The organism is Xanthomonas sp. 3793 (genome assembly GCF_024806835.1).
Lineage (GTDB): Bacteria > Pseudomonadota > Gammaproteobacteria > Xanthomonadales > Xanthomonadaceae > Xanthomonas > Xanthomonas arboricola_F.
Genome location: NZ_JANTYU010000006.1, coordinates 1 through 20,301, shown reverse-complemented (window position 1 = coordinate 20,301; position 20,301 = coordinate 1). Strand labels below are relative to the sequence as shown.

Sequence of the window (20,301 nt, the reverse complement as noted above, 5' to 3'; positions counted from 1 at the left end):
GCCGGCGCAACCGCCACTGGGGCCGCCGGCCCGTCCTCGGGTACCATGCTCGCCCCCTTTGGGTGCACCTGCGCATGAGCCAGTCCGACCAGCCCGATTCCCCCGTCACCCAGGCCCAGGCCGAAGATGCCGTGCGCACCCTGCTGCGCTGGGCCGGCGAAGACCCGGCCCGCGAAGGCCTGCTGGATACCCCGCGCCGGGTTGCCGAGGCCTATGGCGACTGGTTCAGCGGCTACCGCGAGGAACCGCGCGAGTATCTGGAACGCACCTTCGAAGAGGTGGCCGGCTACGACGAGCTGATCGTGCTGCGCGACATCTCCTACGAAAGCCATTGCGAGCACCACATGGCGCCGATCATCGGCAAGGTGCACGTGGGCTATCTGCCGCGCGGCAAGGTGGTGGGCATCAGCAAGCTGGCGCGCGTGGTGGAAAGCTATGCGCGGCGCTTCCAGGTGCAGGAAAAGATGACCGCGCAGATCGCCCAGTGCATCCAGGACGTGCTGCAGCCGCGCGGCGTCGGCGTGGTGGTGGAAGGCGCGCACGAGTGCATGACCACCCGCGGCATCCACAAGCGCGGCGTCAGCATGGTGACCTCCAAGATGCTGGGCAGCTTCCGCGAAGACGCGCGTACTCGCGCCGAATTCCTGCAGTTCATCGAAGTGGGCGGCAAGCGTTGAGGCAGCCGTTGCAGTCGCCATGAAGCATCAGGCACGGATTGCCGGCTACCGCCAGTTGCGCGAGCAGCCGGTGTGGAAACTGCTGGCCGCCGACCACGCGCCGGAGCTGATCGGCCTGCTGCAGACGGTGTTGCTGGACGGCGAACGCCGCCTGCCCTCGGCCGTGCTGCACGAGCGCCTGCAACGCCAGCTCGACGCGCTGCGCGCCGACGAACTCTCGCGCGAGCTGCCGCGTACCGCGCAGGCCTATCTGGCGCATTGGCTGGCGCAGGGCTGGCTGGAACGCCGCCTGCCCGAAGGCGCGGCCGAAGAGGAATACGAGCTGTCGCGCGCGGCCACCCAGGCCATCCGCTTCATCGTCGGCCTGCGCGAGAGCAGCAGCAGCGCCACCGAAAGCCGCCTGTCGCTGGTGATCCAGCAGCTGGTGCAGCTGGCCGGGCAGACCGAAGCCGACCCGGAGCTGCGCCTGGCCGCTTTGCGCGAAGAACGCGCGCGCATTGATGCCGAGATCGAACGCGTGGCTTCGGGCCGCGTGGCCGCGCTGGACGGCAAGCGCGCGCTGGAGCGCGCCCGCGACCTGATCCATCTCTCCGACGAGCTGGCCGAGGACTTCCATCGCGTCCGCGACGATTTCGAACAGCTCAACCGCCAGTTCCGCGAGCGCATCATCGACGACGAGGGCGCGCGCGGCGATGTGCTGGAGCAGCTGTTCAACGGCGTGGACGTGATCGCCGACAGCGAGGCCGGGCGCACCTTCGAAGCGTTCTGGAGCCTGCTCAACGACACCCAGCAAAGCAGCCAGCTCGATCAGGCACTGGACGCGCTGCTGGCACGCGGCTTCGCCCGCAAGCTGGACCGGCGCGAACGCGCCTTCCTGCGCGGGCTGACCGGCACGCTGCTGGAGCGCGGCGGCGAGGTGCACACGGTAATGCAGCACTTCGCGCGCAGCCTGCGCGGTTTCGTGCAGAGCCGTGGCTATCTGGAACAGCGCCGGCTCAATCAATTGCTCAGGCAGGCGCAGGGCGAAGCCTTGCAGCTGCGCGACAGCCTGCACGCCACCACCGCCACCGGCTACACCCAGGCGTTGAGCGCGGCCCGCCTGCGTTCGCTGTCGCAATGGCGCCTGCACGACCCGCGCCTGACCCAGGTCGATGGCCGCGTGCAGGCCGCCGATGCGGCGGACATTTCGCTCGACAGCGTGGGCGATCTGGTCGCGCAATCGGAGATCGACGTGCGCACCTTGCGCAACGATCTTTACGTACTGCTTGGCCAACAGCCGCGGCTCACCATCGGCGATGCGCTGCAGCAGCGCCCGGCCGCGCAGGGCCTGGGCAGCGTGATCGGCTACCTGTCGTTGGGCACGCGCCACGGCGTGGTGATCGACGGACAGATGGAAACGGTGCAATGGGAAGGCGGCGACGGCGCCCTGCGGCGCGCACGCATTCCCTTGGTGTGGTTCACCCGGGAGAAACGCAATGAACTGGTCTGAGGACACCCGCCTGGATGCGGACGAGGACACGGGCGCGTCGGCCGATGCCGGCCGCACGCCCCTGACGGAGACATCGCCTGCACAGCCGCGCGGCGAGCTGTTTCTGGGCGACACCGGCACGCTGCCGTTCGACGCGCGGCGCGCGCTGTGCCAGCTGCTGGCCGGCCCCAGCATCGACGCGCAACGCCACGGTGCGTTGTGGCCTGCGCTGTTGCGCCACGAAGCGCCGATCCGCCAGGTGTTGTGCGAGCTGTTCCTGGAACTGGTGCTGGACCGCGAGGGCGGGGTGGCCTTCACCCGTCAGGCCGATACCGCCGAGCTGGAATCGCCGACCCTGCTGCGCAGCGCGCCGCTGACCTTTATCGAGTCGGTGCTGCTGCTGTTCCTGCGCCAGCAACTGGCCGAGGCCGATACGCGTGGCGAGCGCGCAGTGGTGGACGAGGCGCAGCTGGTGGAGGCGTTGTCGGTCTACGAGAAGAACCTGTCCACCGACCGCGCAGGATTCGCGCGACGGGTGATGACGGCGATCGGCAAGATGCGCGACAACCAGTTGTTGTCGCGCTTGCGCGGCAGCGAGGAGCGGTATGAAGTGTCGCCGGTGCTGAAATTGTTGTTCTCGGCCGAGGACGTGCAGGCCCTGGTGATGGCGTATCGGGAGTTGCGAGAAGGGGAGGTTGCGTTGGAGTGATCGGCGTCTGCACCCCGGGCGCCATCCCTTCTCCCACCGGGAGAAGGTGCCCGAAGGGCGGATGAGGGGACGGCCTATCGCGATGCCTGATAGACGACGCCTGGAGAATGTGTAGCCCCGCGTCATACGTTGCGCGACGGCAACCACCAGCACTCACGTCCCGAAGAAAGCGAGCAACCTTCTTCCCGGGCGGCAGTAAGGCATCAGCGTCCCGCTCATCGACCAGCACCCGGTCCCGCCACTCACCCGTGTCCATCCAGCGCATCACGCCCCGTAGGAGCGGCCCAGGCCGCGAAGGGCCGTCCCCGTACCACCGCCAGACCACCGCCCCTCCAGCAACACCCAACACCCGATACCCCGCTTCGAACATGCGTGATGTGATTCGTCTTCAGCGTTACCCGTCATCCCGTTTTGGTGAGTGAGCCATGAATTCCCAGTCCAACCTGTCGCCGGCGCAGCCGGGCGCGTCCCTGTTCACTGATTCGCTGGCCGAGCAGCGCGCGCAGCAGTTCCGCATGCGGCGGTTGCAGGTGCACAACTGGGGCACGTTCAATGGCTTGACCGAGGTGCCGATCGCCGAGAAGGGCTTCCTGTTCGTCGGGCGCTCCGGGTCGGGCAAGTCGACCCTGCTGGATGCGATGTCGGCACTGCTGACCCCGCCCAGCATCGTCGACTTCAACGCTGCCGCACGCGAGGCCGAGCGCAGTGGACGCGATCGCAGCCTGGTGTCGTATGTGCGTGGTGCCTGGGCCGATCAGCAGGACAGCGCCTCGGGCGAGATCGCCACCCAATACCTGCGCAAGGGCGCCACCTGGTCGGCGCTGGTGCTGGAGTACCGCAACGCGCACGGCGAGGCGGTCAGCCTGATTCGCCTGTTCTGGATCGCCGGCAGCGGCAATGCCGCGGCCGATGTGCGCCGGCATTACATGGTCGCGCCGCGCAGCTTCGACGTGGCCAGCGAACTGGATGGCTTCGATCTGGATCTGCGCAAGCTCAAGGCGCGTCTGGGTGAGGAGGTCGCGCATTTCGACGGCTTCGCCGGCTACGCGGAGCGTTTCCGGCATGTGCTGGGCATCGGCAACGAGATGGCGCTGCGGTTGCTGCACAAGACCCAGTCGGCCAAGAATCTGGGCGATCTCAATGTGTTCCTGCGCGGCTTCATGCTGGACGAGCCGCGCACGTTCGAGGCGGCCGACCGGCTGGTGGAAGACTTCGCCGAACTCGATGGCGCCCATCATGCGGTGGTCACCGCACGGCGCCAGGTGGAAACGCTGAGCCCGGCACGCGAACACCATGCGGCACTGATGGCCTTGCGCCACAGCGTCGGCGAGCTGCGCGAGCTGCAGCTGGGTGTGGACAGCTATCGCGAACAGCAGCGTCTGGCCTTGCTGGAGACGCGCCTGCACGAGCTCGACAGCCAGGACCGTGGATTGGCCGGCGAAGAAGGCCAGCGGCGCGAGTCGCTGGACAATCACGAACAGAAACTGGCCGGTCTGGAACGCGAACAACGCGCCGCCGGTGGCGAGCAGATCGAGGAACTCGAACGCGAGCGCGCACGGGTCGAGCGCGAGCGCGACGAGCGTCTGCGGCGGCGCGCGCAAATCGAACAGGCCTGTCGCCAGCTCGGCACGGCCCTGGCCGCAGGCGCCAGCGGCTTTGCCGCCCAGGTAGAGCATGCCCAGACCGTACTCGAGAACGGCAAGCACGACGCCAGCGCGCTGGATGAGGCGATTGCCGAGCGCATGGGCGCACGCCGCGACGACGAGCGACGCTTTGCCGAGATCCGCGCCGAACTGGACGCGTTGAAGCGCGCGCCATCGAGCATGCCGGCACCGATGCAGGCCTTGCGGGCGCGCCTGTGCGAGGACACCGGCATTGCCGAAGCGGCGCTGCCGTTCGTCGGCGAGCTGGTGCAGGTGCGCGAGGACCAGGCGGCCTGGCGCGGTGCGATCGAGCGCGTGCTCAGCGGGTTTGCGCAGTCGCTGCTGGTGGACGACCGGCATTACGCGCAGGTCAGCGAGTGGGTCAACCGCACCCACATCGGCACGCGGCTGGTGTACTTCCGGGTGCGTCGCAACGATGCGCTGCATGCGCGCGCGCCGGATGCGCGGGCATTGCCGGGCAAGCTGCAGCTGCGCGAGCACGCCTTCACCGAGTGGTTGCGCAACGAGCTGATGCGTCGCTTCGACTACGAATGCGTCGACAACGCCGCCGCGCTGCGCAATGCCGACCGCGCCATCACCCGCGAAGGGCAGGTCAAGCATCCGGGCGATCGCTATGAGAAGGACGACCGCCACGCGGTCAACGACCGCAAGCGCTGGTTGCTGGGTCACGACAACCGCGACAAGCTCAAGGTGTTCGAGCGCGAAGCGCAGACGCTGGCCCAGCGCATCGCCGGTTGCGATGCCGACGTGGCCGCGCTGCGCAGGCAACGCGAGCAGGACCAGGAACAGCAGCTGGCCGCGCACACCCTGGTGGAGCGCGACTGGGACGAGATCGATGTCGGCCCCAAGCTGCAGCGCCTGAGCGATATCGACGAACAGCTGCTGCAACTGCGCGAAGGCAACAGCGGCCTGCGCGCGCTCGGCCAGGCGATCGAGACCGCACGCACCCTGCGCGACCAGGCCAAGCGCACCTACGAGGAGGTGCGGCTGGAGCGCGCGCAGCTCGCGCGCGAGCGGATCCGGCTCGAACAGCAGCACGCCGCCTGCGCCAGCCGTGCCGGCACCGCCGCACTCACGCCCACCCAGCTGCAGGGCCTGCGCGAACGCCTGGCGGCGCTGGCCCCGCTGTCGCTGGACAACCTGGAGGCGCATTTCCGCGTGGTCGAGCGCGGCCTGGCCGAGCAACTGGCCGAGAGCCAGGGCCGCGACAGCCGGCTCAGCGCGCAGCTGCTCGATTGCTTCCGCAGGTACTGCCAGCAGTGGCCGGAAGACAGCGGCGATTTCACCGTGAGCCTGGCCAGTGCCGACGATTTTCTCGCGCGCCTGGATCGCCTGGAAAGCGATGGCCTGCCGCGCCACGAGCACCGCTTCTTCGACCTGCTGCAGACCCAGAGCAAGAACAATCTGCTCGCCCTGCAGCGCCACACCGCCGAGGCCCACAAGGGCATCAAGCAGCGCATGGACGAGGTCAATGCCAGCCTGGAGCAGGTGCCGTTCAATCGCGGCACGCTGCTGACCATCGAGGTCAGCGACCGTCGCCTGGGCGAGGTGCAGGAATTCCAGCAACAGCTGCGCGCGGTGCTGTCGCATCAACAGACCGAAGACCGCGCACTGGCCGAAGCGCAGTTTTCCACCCTGCGCGCGTTGGTGGCACGCCTGGGCGCGCAGGAACCGGACGCACGTCGCTGGCGCGAGCAGGTGCTGGACGTGCGCCTGCATGTGGAATTCATCGGTGTTGAACTGGACGCGCAGACCCGCGCGCAGGTGGAGATCTACCGCAGCGGCGCCGGCAAATCCGGCGGTCAGCGCCAGAAACTGGCAACCACCTGCCTGGCCGCCGCGTTGCGCTACCAGCTCGGTGGCGAAGACGGCGAGCTGCCGCGCTACTGCGCGGTGGTGCTGGACGAGGCCTTCGACAAGGCCGACAACGAATTCACCGCGCTGGCGATGAACATCTTCGAGAACTTCGGTTTTCAGATGGTGGTGGCCACACCGCTGAAATCGGTGATGACGCTGGAGCCGTTCATCGGCGGTGCCTGCTTCGTGGAAATCAGCGGCCGGCACAACTCCGGCGTGCTGTTGATCGAATACGACGCGCAGGCGCAGCGACTCCAGTTGCCCGAGCGCTCGCGCGGGGACGAGGCTGGTCCTGCAAGTGCGGAACAGGCTGCGGGCGTTACGCAGCGCGAGGATGCAGCGCATGCGACTCAGCGCCAGGCGCCGGTGGACAGCGTCGGTCCCGCTTCTGGCGAAGAGGCTGCGGTAGTGCAGGATGCCCCTGCCCAGGACGACGTGACGGCCAAGGCGAGCAAGCGCGCCACCACAGCGCTACGTGGCGAAACCAGGCCAACCGCGGCGCGCGCTGCCAGGCCCGCGCCGGCCAAAACCACGACAGCCAAGGCGCGTCCTGCGTCCACGCGCGGATCCGCCAACGCCCCGAGCAGAAAACGCTAGGTGCGACGCCGGCGATGCCTGCGTCACCGCCCTGCGGTCGCAGGCGTCGCGGGGCAGGCCCATTGCAGGGCGGCGCACGTAGATAAGAATCGTTATCATTAGCGGCCAGATGTGCCCGCCAGTGCGCGCATCGCCCCGCTGAAGATCCTGATGACCCCTCTGCCTGCGCCTCGCCACCTGTTGTTTGTGTCCCTGTTTGCTGCATTGCCGGCCTCCGCCCAGGAGGCCAGCCTGCTCGACGCCATCGTGGTCAGCGAAAAACGCGCCCTGTACCGGCCGGAAAAAGCCGCCGGTGCCACCCGCACGCAGACGCCGGTGGAGCGCATTCCGCAGGCGATCCAGGTGGTGCCGCGCTCGGTCATCGACGAACAGCAGCTCACCCGGCTGGTGGATGTGGTGGCCAATGTCTCCAACGTGCAGCCCGGCGGCACCCAGGGCAATCGCTCGGAAACCTTCGTCATCCGCGGCTTCGAGGCGTCTTCGTATGCGGTCGACGGCATCCTGCTCAACCCGGCGCAGAACTTCACCGAGACCGTGCGCGATCTGGCCAATGTCGCCCAGGTGGAAGTGCTCAAGGGCCCGGCGGCGGTGCTGTACGGGCGCGGCGAACCCGGCGGGGTGATCAATCTGGTCACGCTGCGCCCGGACGCGGTGTTCGGCGGCAACGCCTCGGTGCAGGTGGCCGAACACGGCCTGCGCCGCGTGCAATCGACCGTAACCGGCCCGCTGGGCCCGACCGTGTCGGCACGGCTCAGCGCCGCCGCGCAGGACACCGGCAGCTTTCGGGACGCGCAGGCCGATGGCGATCGCGTGTTCGTCTCGCCCTCGTTGGCGTGGCGGCCGTCCGCGCAGCTGCGCGCCGATCTGGATCTGGAATACACGCGCCAGACCAGCCCGGGCGATCGCGGGCTGGTCGCCATCGACGGGGTGGTGCGTGGCCCGGCGGAGCGCAGCTTCGGCGAACCGTGGTCGCGCAATCACGGCACTTCGCGCAGCGCACGCGGGCGCATCGAGTATGACGCCAACGGCTGGCTGACGCTGCGCCAGATCCTCAACCACCAGGACGGTGACAGCGGCCGCGACGTGGCCGACTTCACCGGCTTCAGCGCCGACCGTGCGTTTCTGCAGCGCCGCGCCGTGCGCCAGGACCAGCAGGTGCGCGCCACGACCTCACAGACCGAAGCGCTGGCGCGTTTTGCCACCGGCCCGCTGCGCCATCAGGTGCTGGCCGGTGCCGAGTACGTCGATGCGCATCGCCACACCGACGAAGCGCGCGCGCCGCTGGCCCGCATCAGCCTGCGCAACCCGGTGCAGGGCGCCTTGCCGGGCACCTATGTGCCGGCGCGCGAGATCGACGTCGATGCGCGCTATGCCGCGCTGTACCTGCAGGACCAGATCAGCATCGGCGAGCGTTGGGACGTGCTGGCCGGCGTGCGCTGGGACGATGTGCAGCAGACCACCATCGACAACGGCGCGCGCACCCGCGAGGACGGCCGACGCGCCTCGCCGCGCATCGGCGTGGTGTGGAAGGCTGCGCCGCAGTTGTCGCTGTACGCCAACACCTCCACCTCGTTTCGGCCGCGCAGCGCCACGCTGTTTTCCGGCGGCAGCGCACCACCGGAAACCGGCCGCCAGTACGAGCTCGGCCTGAAGAGCGCGCTGTTGGACAACCGGGTGCTCGCCACCGCCGCCGCATTCCAGATCACCAAGGACAACGTCGCCAGCAACGATCCGGACAACGATGGCTTCGTGCTGGTCACCGGCCAGCAGCGCGTGCGCGGGCTGGAGCTGGACATCACCGGCGAGCTCACCCAGAACTGGCGCTTGATCCTGGGCGCCGGTTATCTGGACGCCCAGGTCACCCGCGACACCGTCATCCCGGTCGGCAATCGCCTGCGCGGCGTGCCGCGGGTCAGCGCCAGTCTATGGAGCACCTATCACGTCGTCAGCGGACCGCTGTACGGCCTGACCCTGGGCGCCGGCGCGGTGCATGTGGGCGAGCGCGAAGGCGATCTCGCCAACAGCTACCGCATTGCCGGCTACACGCGCTTCGATGCCTCGGCGGCGTACCGCTTCGGCGGCCGGTACCAGCTGGCGCTGATGCTGCGCAATGTCGCCAACCGGTTCTACATCGAGCAACCGGTGACGCAGACCACCAACTATCCAGGCGCACCGCACACCTTGTCGGCGACGCTGAGCGTGGATTTTTAAATCCTGTCGGTGCGGCAGCAGGCGGTTGCCCGATGTGCGGCCGGTGCCCTGCCGCCGCAACGGACGGATGCAACCCCGTGATTCCGAACAATCGCCATCGCATGGGCAGCGTGTTCGATCGGTTCCATGAAGCGGATGACAGCGCGCACCGACGCTGTCTTTTTGTTCGCCTGAGGCATGCGTGTGCACCATCGGGTTGCATCAGCGGTCACGCATCACGCGTCACGTGTTCGCCTGCGGCCTCAGTGCAGCAGATCCCAGCCCATCTTGCCGATCAGCACGATCACCAGCACCAGGAATAACTTGCGGATCAGCGGCGTGCCACCGCGCAGCGCCATCCGCGTGCCGGCGACCGCACCGGCCACGTTCGCCACCGCCATCGGAATGCCGATCGCCAGCATCACCTGGCCGCTGGGCAGGAAGAACGACAGCGCTGCCAGGTTGGTGGCCAGGTTCACCACCTTGGCCGCGGCCGAGGCGCGCAGAAAGTCCAGCCCGAAAAAGCGGATGAACAGGAAGATCAGGAAACTGCCGGTGCCGGGGCCGAAGAACCCGTCGTAGAACCCGATCGCCGCGCCCATCGCCAGGGCAGTGATCAGTTCGCGCCGGCCGATCTGGCGTGGGCGATGCAGCGCACCGAAGTCCTTCTTGATCAGCGTGTAGACCAGCATCGCGATCAGCAGCGCCAGGATCAGCGGCCGCACTGCCTGCTTTGGCATCAGGCTGACCGCAGTCGCGCCCAGAAAAGAAAACGTAAACGCCGCCACCGTCGCGTACAGCACCGGCCGCCACGGAAAGCGCACATTGCGCGCATAGCGCCACGCCGACGCACCGGTGCCGAACATCGCGCTGAACTTGTTGGTGCCCAGAATCAGCGACGGCGCCTGCTGCGGCAGCGTGGCGAACAAACCCGGCAACTGGATCAGGCCACCGCCGCCCACCGCCGCATCCACCAGCCCGGCGACGAAGGCGATGCACAGCAGCCACGGCAACTCGGTGGGAATCAGGTCCAGCAAGGCGGCGCTCCGCACGACGGGGGCGACAGCATAGCCGTCGCACCGCGCGGCGTAATCCCACAGCAAGGGCGGGGAGTGGGGCGCAAGCAAGCGGCCTTCAAAAGCCCCTCTCCCCCCGGGAGAGGGGTTGGGGTAAGGGTACGGGGAGCCAAGCACCAGCTTCCTCCCCAATTCCCAATTCCCGCACAATTGCCCGATGCCGACCTCCATCCCCACCGATCCCTGTCCCTGCGGCCGCGCCGCCGACTACGCGCAGTGCTGCGGGCAATACCACGCCGGCGCGGCCGCACCCGACGCCGAAACCCTGATGCGTGCGCGCTACAGCGCCTACGTCCGCCGCGATGTGGATTACCTGCTCGCCAGCTGGCACCCGTCCACGCGTCCGGCCGAACTGTCGCTGGACGAGGGCGGCCGAACCACCTGGCTTGGCCTGACCGTGCAACGCGCCATCGTCACCGGCACCGACACCGCCGAGGTGGTGTTCCTGGCCCGCTACCGCATCGGCGGCGGCAGCGCGGTGCGCATGACCGAACACAGCCGCTTCGTGCGCGAACACGGACATTGGTACTACCTCGACGCGCGCTGAGCGCAGCCAGCCGCGCCGGAGTGTGCGCAGGCAGGAGCTGCCCGATGCGCGGACCAGCGCTGGCGCTCCACGCCAACCCAGGCATATTCCCCAAGCCGTCGGCGGACCGCAGCCTCCAGCTCTGCCGTTGCCCCCCGGCCTGCCGTCTTCCAGCCGGGCCCCGCCGCCTCCAGCCGTCGCCGTCGCAAACAGGCATCGTGCACCTCGCCCATCGCCACGTTCCCCGACCAACGGCGCCCATAGCGCCACTTTGTCGACACGGCGTTCGCAGCCGATCCAGGAAGCTTGCCGCGCGGCGGAGCTCGCCGCGGGGGCGGACAGCGATCATGGGAACCTTCAACTTCTGGCAGTGGGCGCTAATGGCCGTGGTGGTCTTTGCAATCGTGTTGCCGGCGTTGCTGGCCACCTGCATGGTCCGCTTCGGGCCGCGCCACGATGCGCCGCGCCACGATGCGCCGCGCCGCGCACGTCCCCGCCGCGTCGCCGAGTCCGGCACCTCCACGCCGGCGCTGTCGCTGCTGAGCGGCATCACCGGCGACCGCAGCTGATACGTCACCGCTGAGGCGCGCTTTACCCCAGCCGCAATGGCAAGCAGGCCGCAGCCAGCACACTCCTGAGTGGAGCGGTTGCCCGGTGGACAGGTCCCGGTGCCGAGCGTTTGTCGTTATTCGGTGGCAGCAGACACCCGGCGCCAGCCCCGCAGCCGCCGAGCCAGCCCACCGGTCTGGCCTCCATCACGCTCGCAGCGCCTCGCGCGACAGCCACCGCATTGCTCCCGGCACCGCCGCTTGCACGCCTGGATCCAGCCAGGTTGGCTATCCTCGCGGATCGACTCACCGCTGGAGTGCAGTACCGCATGACCTCCGTCCACCCGCCGGCCACCGCGCCATGACGCCGACCCGGCGCGCCTTGCCGCTGTTGATGGCCTTGCTGCCGCTGGTCGCCTGCGCCGATCCGGGCTTCGACCGTTGCCTGGCGGGGTTGCAGACCCAGGCCGCCGCCAAAGGTGTGGACACCGCAGATTTCCAGCGCTTTACCGCCGGGTTGGCGCCCGATCCCAGTGTCCTGCCGCTGCTGGACGCGCAACCGGAGTTCACTACGCCCATCTGGGATTACCTGGCCAGCCTGGTCGACAGCCAGCGCGTCACCGATGGCCAGGCCATGCTGGTCACCCACCGCGACTTGCTCGCCCGCCTGTCCGAGCAGACCGGCGTCGACCCGGCCACCATCGTGGCGGTCTGGGGCGTGGAGAGCGACTACGGCCGCGTCACCGGCAAGCGCCCGCTGCTGGTGTCGCTGGCCACGCTGTCGTGCGAAGGCCGCCGCCAGTCGTTCTTCCGCGGCGAGTTCCTGGCCTTGCTCAGCCTGTTGCAACGCGGCGACCTGTCGCCGGATGGCCTCACCGGCTCCTGGGCCGGCGCCTTCGGGCAGACCCAGTTCATGCCCTCGACCTATGCCCGCATCGCGGTGGACGGCGACGGCGACGGCCGCCGCGACCTGGTCGCCAGCATTCCCGACGCGCTGGCTTCCACCGCCAACTACCTGGTCAAGGCCGGCTGGGAGCGCGCCCGCCCGTGGGGCATGGAAGTCACCCTGCCGCGCGGCTTCGACGCCAGCAAGGCCGGCCGTACCCGCCGCCAACCGTTGCAGGCCTGGCAGGCCGCCGGCCTGCTCGGTACCGACGGCAAGCCGCTCGCCCCGTCCGGGTTGCCCGCCGAGACGCCTGCCGCGCTGCTGCTGCCGGCCGGCGCCACCGGCCCGGCGTTCCTGGTATTCCGCAACTACGATGCGATCTACGCCTACAACGCCGCCGAAAGCTACGCGTTGTCGATCGCGCTGCTGGCCGATCGCCTGCGCGGCGGCCCCGGCCTGCTCGCCGCCTGGCCCACCGACGACCCCGGCCTGGGTCGCCCGGAGCGCCGCGACCTGCAACAGTTGCTGCTGGCCCGCGGCCACCAGATCGGCGAGGCCGACGGCATGGTCGGCAGTGCCACCCGCCGCGCCATCCAGGTCGAGCAGACCCGGCTGGGCCTGCAGCCGGCCGATGGCCGCCCCGGCCAGCGCATCCTCGCCGCCTTGCGCGTCGCGCCGCCGCTCACCGGCATGGCGGCCGTGCGCGGCACCGCCTTCAAGCTGCCGGCCGCCTATCCCGCATTCGCCCAATCTCCCATCGTCCACAAGGCATCCCCCATGTCCGACACCACCGGCCTGACCACAGGCGACTTCCACGGTTTTCCCTCGCTGCTGATCGACACCCCGTTCTCCACTGCGGCGATCAGCCTGTTCGGCGGCCAGCTGCTGTCGTTCGTGCCCAAGGGCGGCCAGGACGTGATGTGGCTGTCGCCGCTCGCCAAGCAGCCGCCCACCCCGATCCGCGGCGGCGCCCCGGTGTGCTGGCCGTACTTCGGCCGCCAGGACCAGACCGGCGAGGTCCCCGCGCACGGCTTCGTGCGCACCGTGCCCTGGCAGCTCACCGAGAGCCGACGCGAGGACGACGGCACCGTGGCGCTCACCCTGGCCCCGCCCAGCTTCGACGACCTGGCGCTGCGCCTGCGCATGACCCTGCGCATCGGCCGCACCCTCGAACAACGCCTGATCACCGAAAACACCAGCCCCGCTCCGGTGCGCTTCACCCAGGCGCTGCATAACTATTTCCGTGTCGGCGACGCGCTCAAGGTCAGCGTGCAGGGCCTGGACGGGCTGGACTACCTCGACAAGTACGAGAACTACGCCAGCGCCCACCGCCAGCAAGGCGACTGGAGCCTGCGCGACCCGCGCGATCCCGGCCGCAGCGACCGCATCTACGTCAACGCCGGCGGCCGCTATACCCTCACCGACCCGGTGCTCGGCCGCCGCATCGTCATCGCCACCGAGGGCAGCCGCTCGCTGGTGGCCTGGAACCCGGGCGAAGAGGCCGGCAAGAAGATGGCCGACGTGGGCGAGGGCTGGCGCGACTACGTCTGCCTGGAAGCGGCCAACGCCGGCCCGGACGTGATCGAACTGGCCCCCGGCGCCAGCCATACCCTGAGCCAGACCATCAGCGTCGAATAACCCATCGGTCGTTGCCGCCGCTGCCACCCAACCGGGCGCGCAGATCGTCTACCGACGGCGGCTGGTCAATGGATGCTTGCGCGTTGATGTCGCATCCAGTCGATCTGGAGCGGAGCGTTGCGACCGAGCGCGCTCCGTCTGATCGTCGCGCAGTGTCTTCAACCTGCTCAATGGGTGTAGCCGGCGAAAGCCGGCAGACTTCAGACGGGCGAAAGATCCAGATCGTCAGCGCGGCCTCCCGACGGGGGTAAAGCAGCCCAGCTTCACCACACGCGCCGCCGCACCCTCACCCCAAGCCCTCACCCGGCGGGAGGAGGGGCACGAACAACAGCTCGCACGCCCACCTTCCTTCTCCCACCGGGAGAGGGTGCCCGAAGGACGGATGAGGGCACGGTTTCTGCAACTGCCCAGCCGAGTCCAGCAGGTTTTCGAATCTTGTCTCGGGGTCGGCAGGCGAGGGGCACTAGAAACACCTCGCACGCCCAACCTCCTTCTTCCATCGAGAGAAGGTGCCCGCAGGGCGGATGAGGGTACGGTTTCTACAACGGCTCCAGCCAAGCGCACCCGCATCCTTCAACGCTGCTCCCAGCCAAAACGCTCAGCTGACATCGCCCTTCAGGCATTACTTCACTCAGGCACGGCTTGCGCGAGCCGCGCTAAACCCCAAACGATCTCCAGCAGAGCGGTGGCACGGATCTGCTGCGGTCGAGCTCAGTCCAGCCGAGTGCACCGATCACAACGCCCTTGAGCCTCGTGCTGCCCACGCCGCGTCACGCATCCAGGTCCGATCCGACCCAATCGGCAGCTACACTTCCCGCCTCGCTACCCTGGGCCGCGCGATGTCTCCCTCCGCCGATTCCGCTCCAGCCCCGGGGCGTCGCCGCGCCGCGTTGATCTTCATCTTCATCACCGTGCTGATCGACGTGCTGTCCTTCGGCGTGATCATCCCGGTACTGCCGGATCTGGTGCGCCATTTCACCGGTGGCGACTACGTGGTCGCCGCCGGCTGGATCGGCTGGTTCGGCTTTCTGTTCGCTTCCATCCAGTTCGTCTGCTCGCCGCTGCAAGGCGCCCTGTCCGATCGCTTCGGCCGTCGCCCGGTCATCCTGCTCTCGTGCCTGGGGCTGGGGCTGGACTTCATCCTGATGGCCATCGCCCACAGCTTGCCGATGTTGCTGCTGGCACGGGTGATCTCCGGCATCTGTTCGGCCAGTTTTTCCACGGCCAATGCCTACATCGCCGACGTCACTCCGGCCGACAAACGCGCCGGCGCGTTCGGCATGCTCGGCGCCGCGTTCGGCATTGGCTTCGTCGCCGGCCCGTTGATCGGTGGCTGGCTGGGCGGCATCGGCTTGCGTTGGCCGTTCTGGTTTGCCGCAGGCTTGGCCCTGTTGAACGTGTTGTACGGCTGGTTGGTGCTACCCGAATCGCTGCCACCCGAGCGTCGCACCGCGCGGCTCGAGTGGGCGCATGCCAACCCGCTGGGCGCGCTCAAGCTGTTGCGGCGCTACCCGCAGGTGTTCGGTCTGGCGGCGGTGGTGTTTCTGGCCAACCTTGCGCATTACGTCTATCCCAGCATCTTCGTGCTGTTCGCCGGTTACCAGTATCACTGGGGCCCGCGCGAGGTGAGCTGGGTGCTGGCCGGGGTCGGGGTCTGCAGCATCATCGTCAACGCGCTGCTGGTCGGCCGCATCGTGCGGTGGCTGGGCGAACGTCGCGCCTTGTTGCTCGGCCTGGGTTGCGGGGTGGTGGGCTTCGTCATCTACGGGCTGGCCGACAGCGGTACCGCCTTCCTGATCGGCGTGCCGATCAGCGCGTTCTGGGCGATCGCCGCGCCGGCCGCGCAAGCCTTGATTACCCGCGAAGTCGGCGCCGATGCGCAAGGCCGCGTGCAGGGCGCCTTGAGCGGCTTGGTCAGCCTGGCCGGTATCGCCGGGCCGTTGTTGTTCGCCAACGTGTTTGCCTGGTTCATCGGCAGCGGCGCGCCGTTACACCTGCCCGGCGCGCCGTGGTTGCTGGCCGGCGTACTGCTCGCCGCCGGGTGGTTGATGGCATGGGCAAGGGCGGGGCGCAACCGTGGTCAGGCCAATGCGGCACTTGGCTGATGGCAACGCATTCATATAATGCTCGCGCCCGCTTTTTCTGATTTGCGCGGGCACTGCTAGGCTGGTGTCTCCCGTGCTCCGGCACCGCCTCGATTTCCTATGCGTTCCGACACCCTGGCCGTCCCCGCTTCGGCTGCGCGCGCGCTGCGCCATGCCACCCAGGACACGCATCGTCTGGTCGAAGCAATCCCGCTGATGCAGGCGCTCGGGCAGGGGCAGGTCGAGCGCGCCGGCTACGCGCTGATCCTGCGCCGACACCACGCAGTGCTGGCCGGTTTCGAAGACCGGTTTGGCGACTGGCTGGACACCTTGGTCGGCAACGGTTGGCATTACCGCCGGCGTGCGCCGGCCTTGCGCGCGGATCTGCGCACGCTCGACCAGGCACCGGATACGCCGCTGGCTCCACCGGCCGGCGCCGACGCCGCCACGCGCTGGGGCATGTTGTACGTGATCGAAGGCTCGCAGCTGGGCGGCCGCATGATTGCCCGCAGCCTGCGCCGGCATCGCCCCGCGCTGGCCGACGCCCTGAAATATTTCGAGCTGGCCGACGACGATACCGCCGGCTGGCGCCGTTTCCAGACGGTGCTCGATCACTGCCTGGACAGCCCGCGCGCGCGCGCTGGCGCCATCGAGGGCGCGCAAGCCATGTTTGCCCACTTCCATACCTGCCTCGCAGCGGAGCCGCGCCCGTGAATCAGCCCACCGAACCCCTGGACATGGATGTCTGCGCGCGCGAGCCGATCCACATCCCCGGCATGATCCAGCCTTACGGCGTGCTGCTGGTGATCGAACCGGCCGATGGTCGCATCGTGCAGGCCAGCAGCACCGCCGCCGACCTGCTCGGCGTGCCGCTGCAGACGCTGTTGGGCATGCCGTACGTCCAGGTGCTGGAGGTGCCCGAGGCGCAGCCATTCGCGGTGGATGCGCACCCCCAGCATTTATTGCACGCCGAGGCGCGCTTTCCCGCGCGCGCCGTGCCGCCCGAGCACGCCTGGGTGGCTGCCTGGCATCTGTATCCGGAGCAATGGCTGGTCGAAATCGAGCCGCGCGACGCCCGCCTGATGGATGTCACCCTGCGCGAAGCGCTGCCGCTGTTGCGCAGCATCGAACGCGATCCCGGCATCGACGAAGCGGCGGTGCGGGCGGCCAAGGGCCTGCGCAGCATGATCGGGTTCGACCGGGTGATGATTTACCGCTTCGACGAAGAGTGGAACGGCGAAGTCATCGCCGAAGCGCGTAACCCCGAGCTGCTGGCCTATCTTGGCCAGCGCTATCCCGCCACCGACATCCCGGCGCAGGCGCGCGCGCTGTATTTGCGCAACCGCGTCCGCCAGATCGCCGATGTCGGCTACCAGTCGTCGCCGATCGTGCCCACCCTGCATCCGCGTCTGGGCACTCCGGTGGATCTGAGCGATGTCAGCCTGCGCAGCGTTTCGCCGGTGCATCTGGAATACCTGGCCAACATGGGCGTGAGCGCCACCCTGGTCTCTTCGTTGGTGGTCAACGATGCGTTGTGGGGGCTGATCGCCTGTCACCACTACAGCCCGCACTTCACCAGCCATGCCATGCGCGATGCCACCGATGCGGTGACCCGCGCGCTGTCCGGTCGCATCGGCGCCCTGCAGGCGGTCGAGCGCGCGCGCATGGAATCGGTGTTGCTCACCGTGCGCGAAAAGTTGATCACCGACTTCAACGACGCCGCCCAGATGACGGTAGAGATGCTCGCCGACATGGCACCGGACCTGATGGACGTGGTCGATGCCGATGGCGTGGCGATCTTCCATGGCAAGGAGATCAGCCGGCACGGCAGCGTGCCCGATGCAGCCGCGCTGCGGCGCATCCGTGACCATATCGAATCGGCGCATCACGATGCCTTGCGCGAGGATGCCGTCGGCGCCCTGCATGTGGAGGCGATCGGCGAGGTATTCCCTGAACTGGCCGATCTCGCGCCGCTGGCCGCCGGCTTCATCTTCGTGCCGTTGATGCCGCAGTCGCGCAGCGCCTTGCTGTGGACCCGCCGCGAAAAGGTGCAGACGGTCAACTGGGCCGGCAATCCGCAGCTGGCCAAGCTGGCCGACATTCCCAACTCACGCCTGTCGCCGCGCAAGAGCTTCGATCTGTGGCAGGAAACCGTGCGCGGCCGCGCGCGGCGTTGGTCGCCGCTGCATCTGGAATCGGCGCGCAGCCTGCGCGTGTTGATCGAACTGATGGAGCGCAAGCGCTTCCAGCAGGACTTCACCCTGCTCGAAGCGTCGCTGTCGCGTCTGCGCGATGGCGTGGCCATCATCGAGCGGGGCGCCGACACTGCCGCGCATCGGCTGATCTTCGTCAACCCGGCATTCGCCGACCTCAGCCAGACCGAGGTCGCCGACCTGATCGGGCGCGACATCCTGACCCTGGTGGCCGACGATGCCGCCAGATCTAAGGTCGAACTGCTCGAGGACGCCTTGCGCCTGGGGCGCGCCGCCTACGTCACCTTGCCGTTGCGCGTGCACGATGGCTCGCCCATCTACCGTCAATTCCACCTCGAACCGCTGCCCAGCCCCAATGGCGTCATCGCCCACTGGCTGCTGCAGCTGCGCGATCCGGAATAGGCGCAGCGCGACACACCGACGTGGAGATGGGGGTGCATGCTGGCGCCGTCGCCGCATCAGTCGTTACGGGCCGCATCACCAGTGATGCGCCGCGTCGAGATCATTGAGCATCTGCGTGTCGATGAGTGGACGTACTACTCAAAGCCGGAGAGAACACAGCAAAGCACATCGAGCGCCGGCATCGCCGCCGTCGCCGGGAGGCAACCGCTTCGTCAACTGCGTGGCCGCAGCAGCAACAAGGTGATGGTTCCGGCCACGAGCCCCCAGAACGACGCACCGATCCCGCCCAAGGTCAGCCCGGAGGCCGTCACCAGGAAGGTGATCAATGCCGCCTCGCGTTCGCTGTCTTCGCGCAAGGCGGCCGCCAGACTGTTTCCAATGGTGCCCAGCAGCGCAATTCCGGCAATCGCCATCACCAGCTCGCGCGGGAACGCCGCAAAGACCGCCGCCACGGTCGCCCCGAACAAACCGATCACCAGATACAGCACGCCTGCGCTCACCGCAGCGGCATAACGCCGGGCCGGGTCTTCATGCGCCTCCCTGCCCATGCAGATCGCAGCGGTGATCGCGGCCAGGTTCAATGCAAAGCCGCCGAACGGCGCCAGCAATGCATTGACCGCCCCGATCCAGCCGATCGTCGGCGAGATCGGCACCGTGTAGCCGGACGCGCGGATCACCGCCACGCCGGGCACGTTCTGCGAGGCCATCGTGACCACGAACAACGGGACCGCCAGCCCGACCACCGCCGCCCACGACAGTGACGGCACCACCAGGACCGGATGGGCCAGCTCCAGCTGCACGCCGTTCCAGTGCAGCAGCCCACTGCCCGCCGCAATGGCGATGCCGGCCAGCAGGGTCGCAATCACTGCGTAGCGCGCAAACCAGCGCCGGCCCACCAGATAGGTTGCCAGCATCGCCACGGCCAGCACCCGCTGGCTCTGCATCGCCACGAACAGATCCAGTCCGAAGCGCAGCAGCACCCCGGCCAACATGCCCGACGCCAGGGATACCGGCATGCGCTTGATCGCCCGCTCGAACAAGCCCGAGAACCCGGCCACCAGTCCGAGTACCGCCGCGACCACAAACGCACCGACGGCCTCGCGCAACGGAACCCCTGCAGCGCTGCCGATCAGCATCGCCGCACCCGGCGTGGACCAGGCCGTCACTACCGGCACCCGATAGCGCAGCGACAACCCGATGCAGGTCACGCCCATGCCGATGCCCAGCGCCCACATCCACGATGCGATCTGTGCCTGATCGGCACCCAGGTGACGCGCTGCCTCGAACACGATCACCGCGGAACTGGCAAACCCCACCAGGACGGTGACAAAGCCCGCTGCAATCGCAGACAGGGACAGATCGCGGAACAGGTTGCGGGCTGGCGGCATCGAATGGCTCCTCCGGGCCATGCATTCTTACCGAGCCATCCCATCGGCGGTACTGCAGCGCGCTTCTATAGAGCGAACCCTGGAGGGTGGTTTCGTTGGAGCGTGCTTGTGCTCTTGCCATAGCGAGGCACAGACACGCAAAAAACGCGCTGCTGTCATGGCCGTGTCAAAAAGTGCTTGCACTTCTGCGCAGGCTCGATAAACTGCGCGGCCTCGCTCAGGACGGCGGCGCTTCTTCAAGCACCGCAACAACGAACGGGTCGAATCGAAAACATCACAAGGTGTTGACGAAACGAAAAAGCCGGCTATGATGGGCGGCTCGCTACACGGAAAGACGCTACGGCGGATTGAGGTGCAGCGGCGGCAACTTCCTCTTCA

At 68.2% G+C, this 20,301-nt stretch carries 12 protein-coding genes and 1 pseudogene; 11 read left to right on the top strand and 2 right to left on the bottom strand.

Translation table 11 applies throughout. The annotated features are described in order from the left end of the window. Positions 1-74 precede the first annotated feature (74 nt). From folE to FHY18_RS18330, 5 genes and pseudogenes are all read left to right on the top strand, one after another. On the top strand, positions 75-677 hold the full coding sequence (gene folE / locus FHY18_RS18350; protein ID WP_104543982.1) for a GTP cyclohydrolase I FolE: 603 nt from the start codon (positions 75-77) through the stop codon (positions 675-677). Between the two features lie 19 nt (positions 678-696). Continuing rightward, positions 697-2,166, top strand: coding sequence for a DUF3375 domain-containing protein (locus tag FHY18_RS18345; RefSeq protein ID WP_259158508.1), 1,470 nt, complete (start codon positions 697-699; stop codon positions 2,164-2,166). Continuing rightward, positions 2,153-2,854 (top strand): DUF4194 domain-containing protein, encoded by a 702-nt coding sequence (locus FHY18_RS18340; RefSeq protein WP_259158506.1) that lies wholly within the window; start codon positions 2,153-2,155, stop codon positions 2,852-2,854. Before FHY18_RS18345 ends, FHY18_RS18340 begins: the two co-directional genes overlap by 14 nt. 425 nt (positions 2,855-3,279) lie before the next feature. Continuing rightward, positions 3,280-6,906 (top strand): annotated as a pseudogene (locus FHY18_RS18335) (SbcC/MukB-like Walker B domain-containing protein); the annotation flags it as partial. 216 nt (positions 6,907-7,122) lie between these two features. Further along, entirely contained in the window at positions 7,123-9,183 is a 2,061-nt protein-coding gene (locus FHY18_RS18330) for a TonB-dependent siderophore receptor (protein WP_259158505.1), read from the top strand. 242 nt (positions 9,184-9,425) lie between these two features. Here FHY18_RS18330 and FHY18_RS18325 read toward each other — a convergent pair whose 3' ends face one another. Continuing rightward, the gene (locus FHY18_RS18325; RefSeq protein WP_259158497.1) at positions 9,426-10,199 is read right to left on the bottom strand and encodes a TSUP family transporter; all 774 of its coding nucleotides are present in this window, start codon (positions 10,197-10,199) and stop codon (positions 9,426-9,428) included. Positions 10,200-10,395: 196 nt separating this feature from the next. Here FHY18_RS18325 and FHY18_RS18320 point away from each other — a divergent pair, with 196 nt between their 5' ends. The 6 genes from FHY18_RS18320 to bphP all read left to right on the top strand — a co-directional run bounded on the left by FHY18_RS18320 (position 10,396) and on the right by bphP (position 18,535). Further along, positions 10,396-10,785 (top strand): YchJ family protein, encoded by a 390-nt coding sequence (locus tag FHY18_RS18320; protein WP_259158489.1) that lies wholly within the window; start codon positions 10,396-10,398, stop codon positions 10,783-10,785. Between the two features lie 326 nt (positions 10,786-11,111). Then, positions 11,112-11,333: a hypothetical protein gene (locus FHY18_RS18315; RefSeq protein ID WP_259158488.1), complete on the top strand. Its 222-nt coding sequence runs from the start codon at positions 11,112-11,114 to the stop codon at positions 11,331-11,333. A gap of 340 nt (positions 11,334-11,673) precedes the next feature. Next, positions 11,674-13,836, top strand: a complete 2,163-nt coding sequence (locus FHY18_RS18310) for a lytic murein transglycosylase (RefSeq protein ID WP_259158486.1) — start codon at positions 11,674-11,676, stop codon at positions 13,834-13,836. An 839-nt stretch (positions 13,837-14,675) separates the two neighbouring features. Continuing rightward, on the top strand, positions 14,676-15,941 hold the full coding sequence (locus tag FHY18_RS18305) for a TCR/Tet family MFS transporter (protein ID WP_259158479.1): 1,266 nt from the start codon (positions 14,676-14,678) through the stop codon (positions 15,939-15,941). A gap of 99 nt (positions 15,942-16,040) precedes the next feature. Further along, positions 16,041-16,634, top strand: a complete 594-nt coding sequence (locus tag FHY18_RS18300) for a biliverdin-producing heme oxygenase (protein WP_259158478.1) — start codon at positions 16,041-16,043, stop codon at positions 16,632-16,634. Further along, positions 16,631-18,535: a bacteriophytochrome BphP gene (gene bphP, locus FHY18_RS18295; protein ID WP_259158476.1), complete on the top strand. Its 1,905-nt coding sequence runs from the start codon at positions 16,631-16,633 to the stop codon at positions 18,533-18,535. The genes FHY18_RS18300 and bphP overlap by 4 nt, the downstream gene beginning before the upstream one ends. 212 nt (positions 18,536-18,747) lie before the next feature. On the opposite strand, the gene FHY18_RS18290 is transcribed toward bphP, so the two are convergent. Next, complete coding sequence (locus FHY18_RS18290; RefSeq protein ID WP_259158469.1) at positions 18,748-19,923, bottom strand: benzoate/H(+) symporter BenE family transporter; 1,176 nt, start codon at positions 19,921-19,923, stop codon at positions 18,748-18,750. Positions 19,924-20,301: the final 378 nt, after the last annotated feature.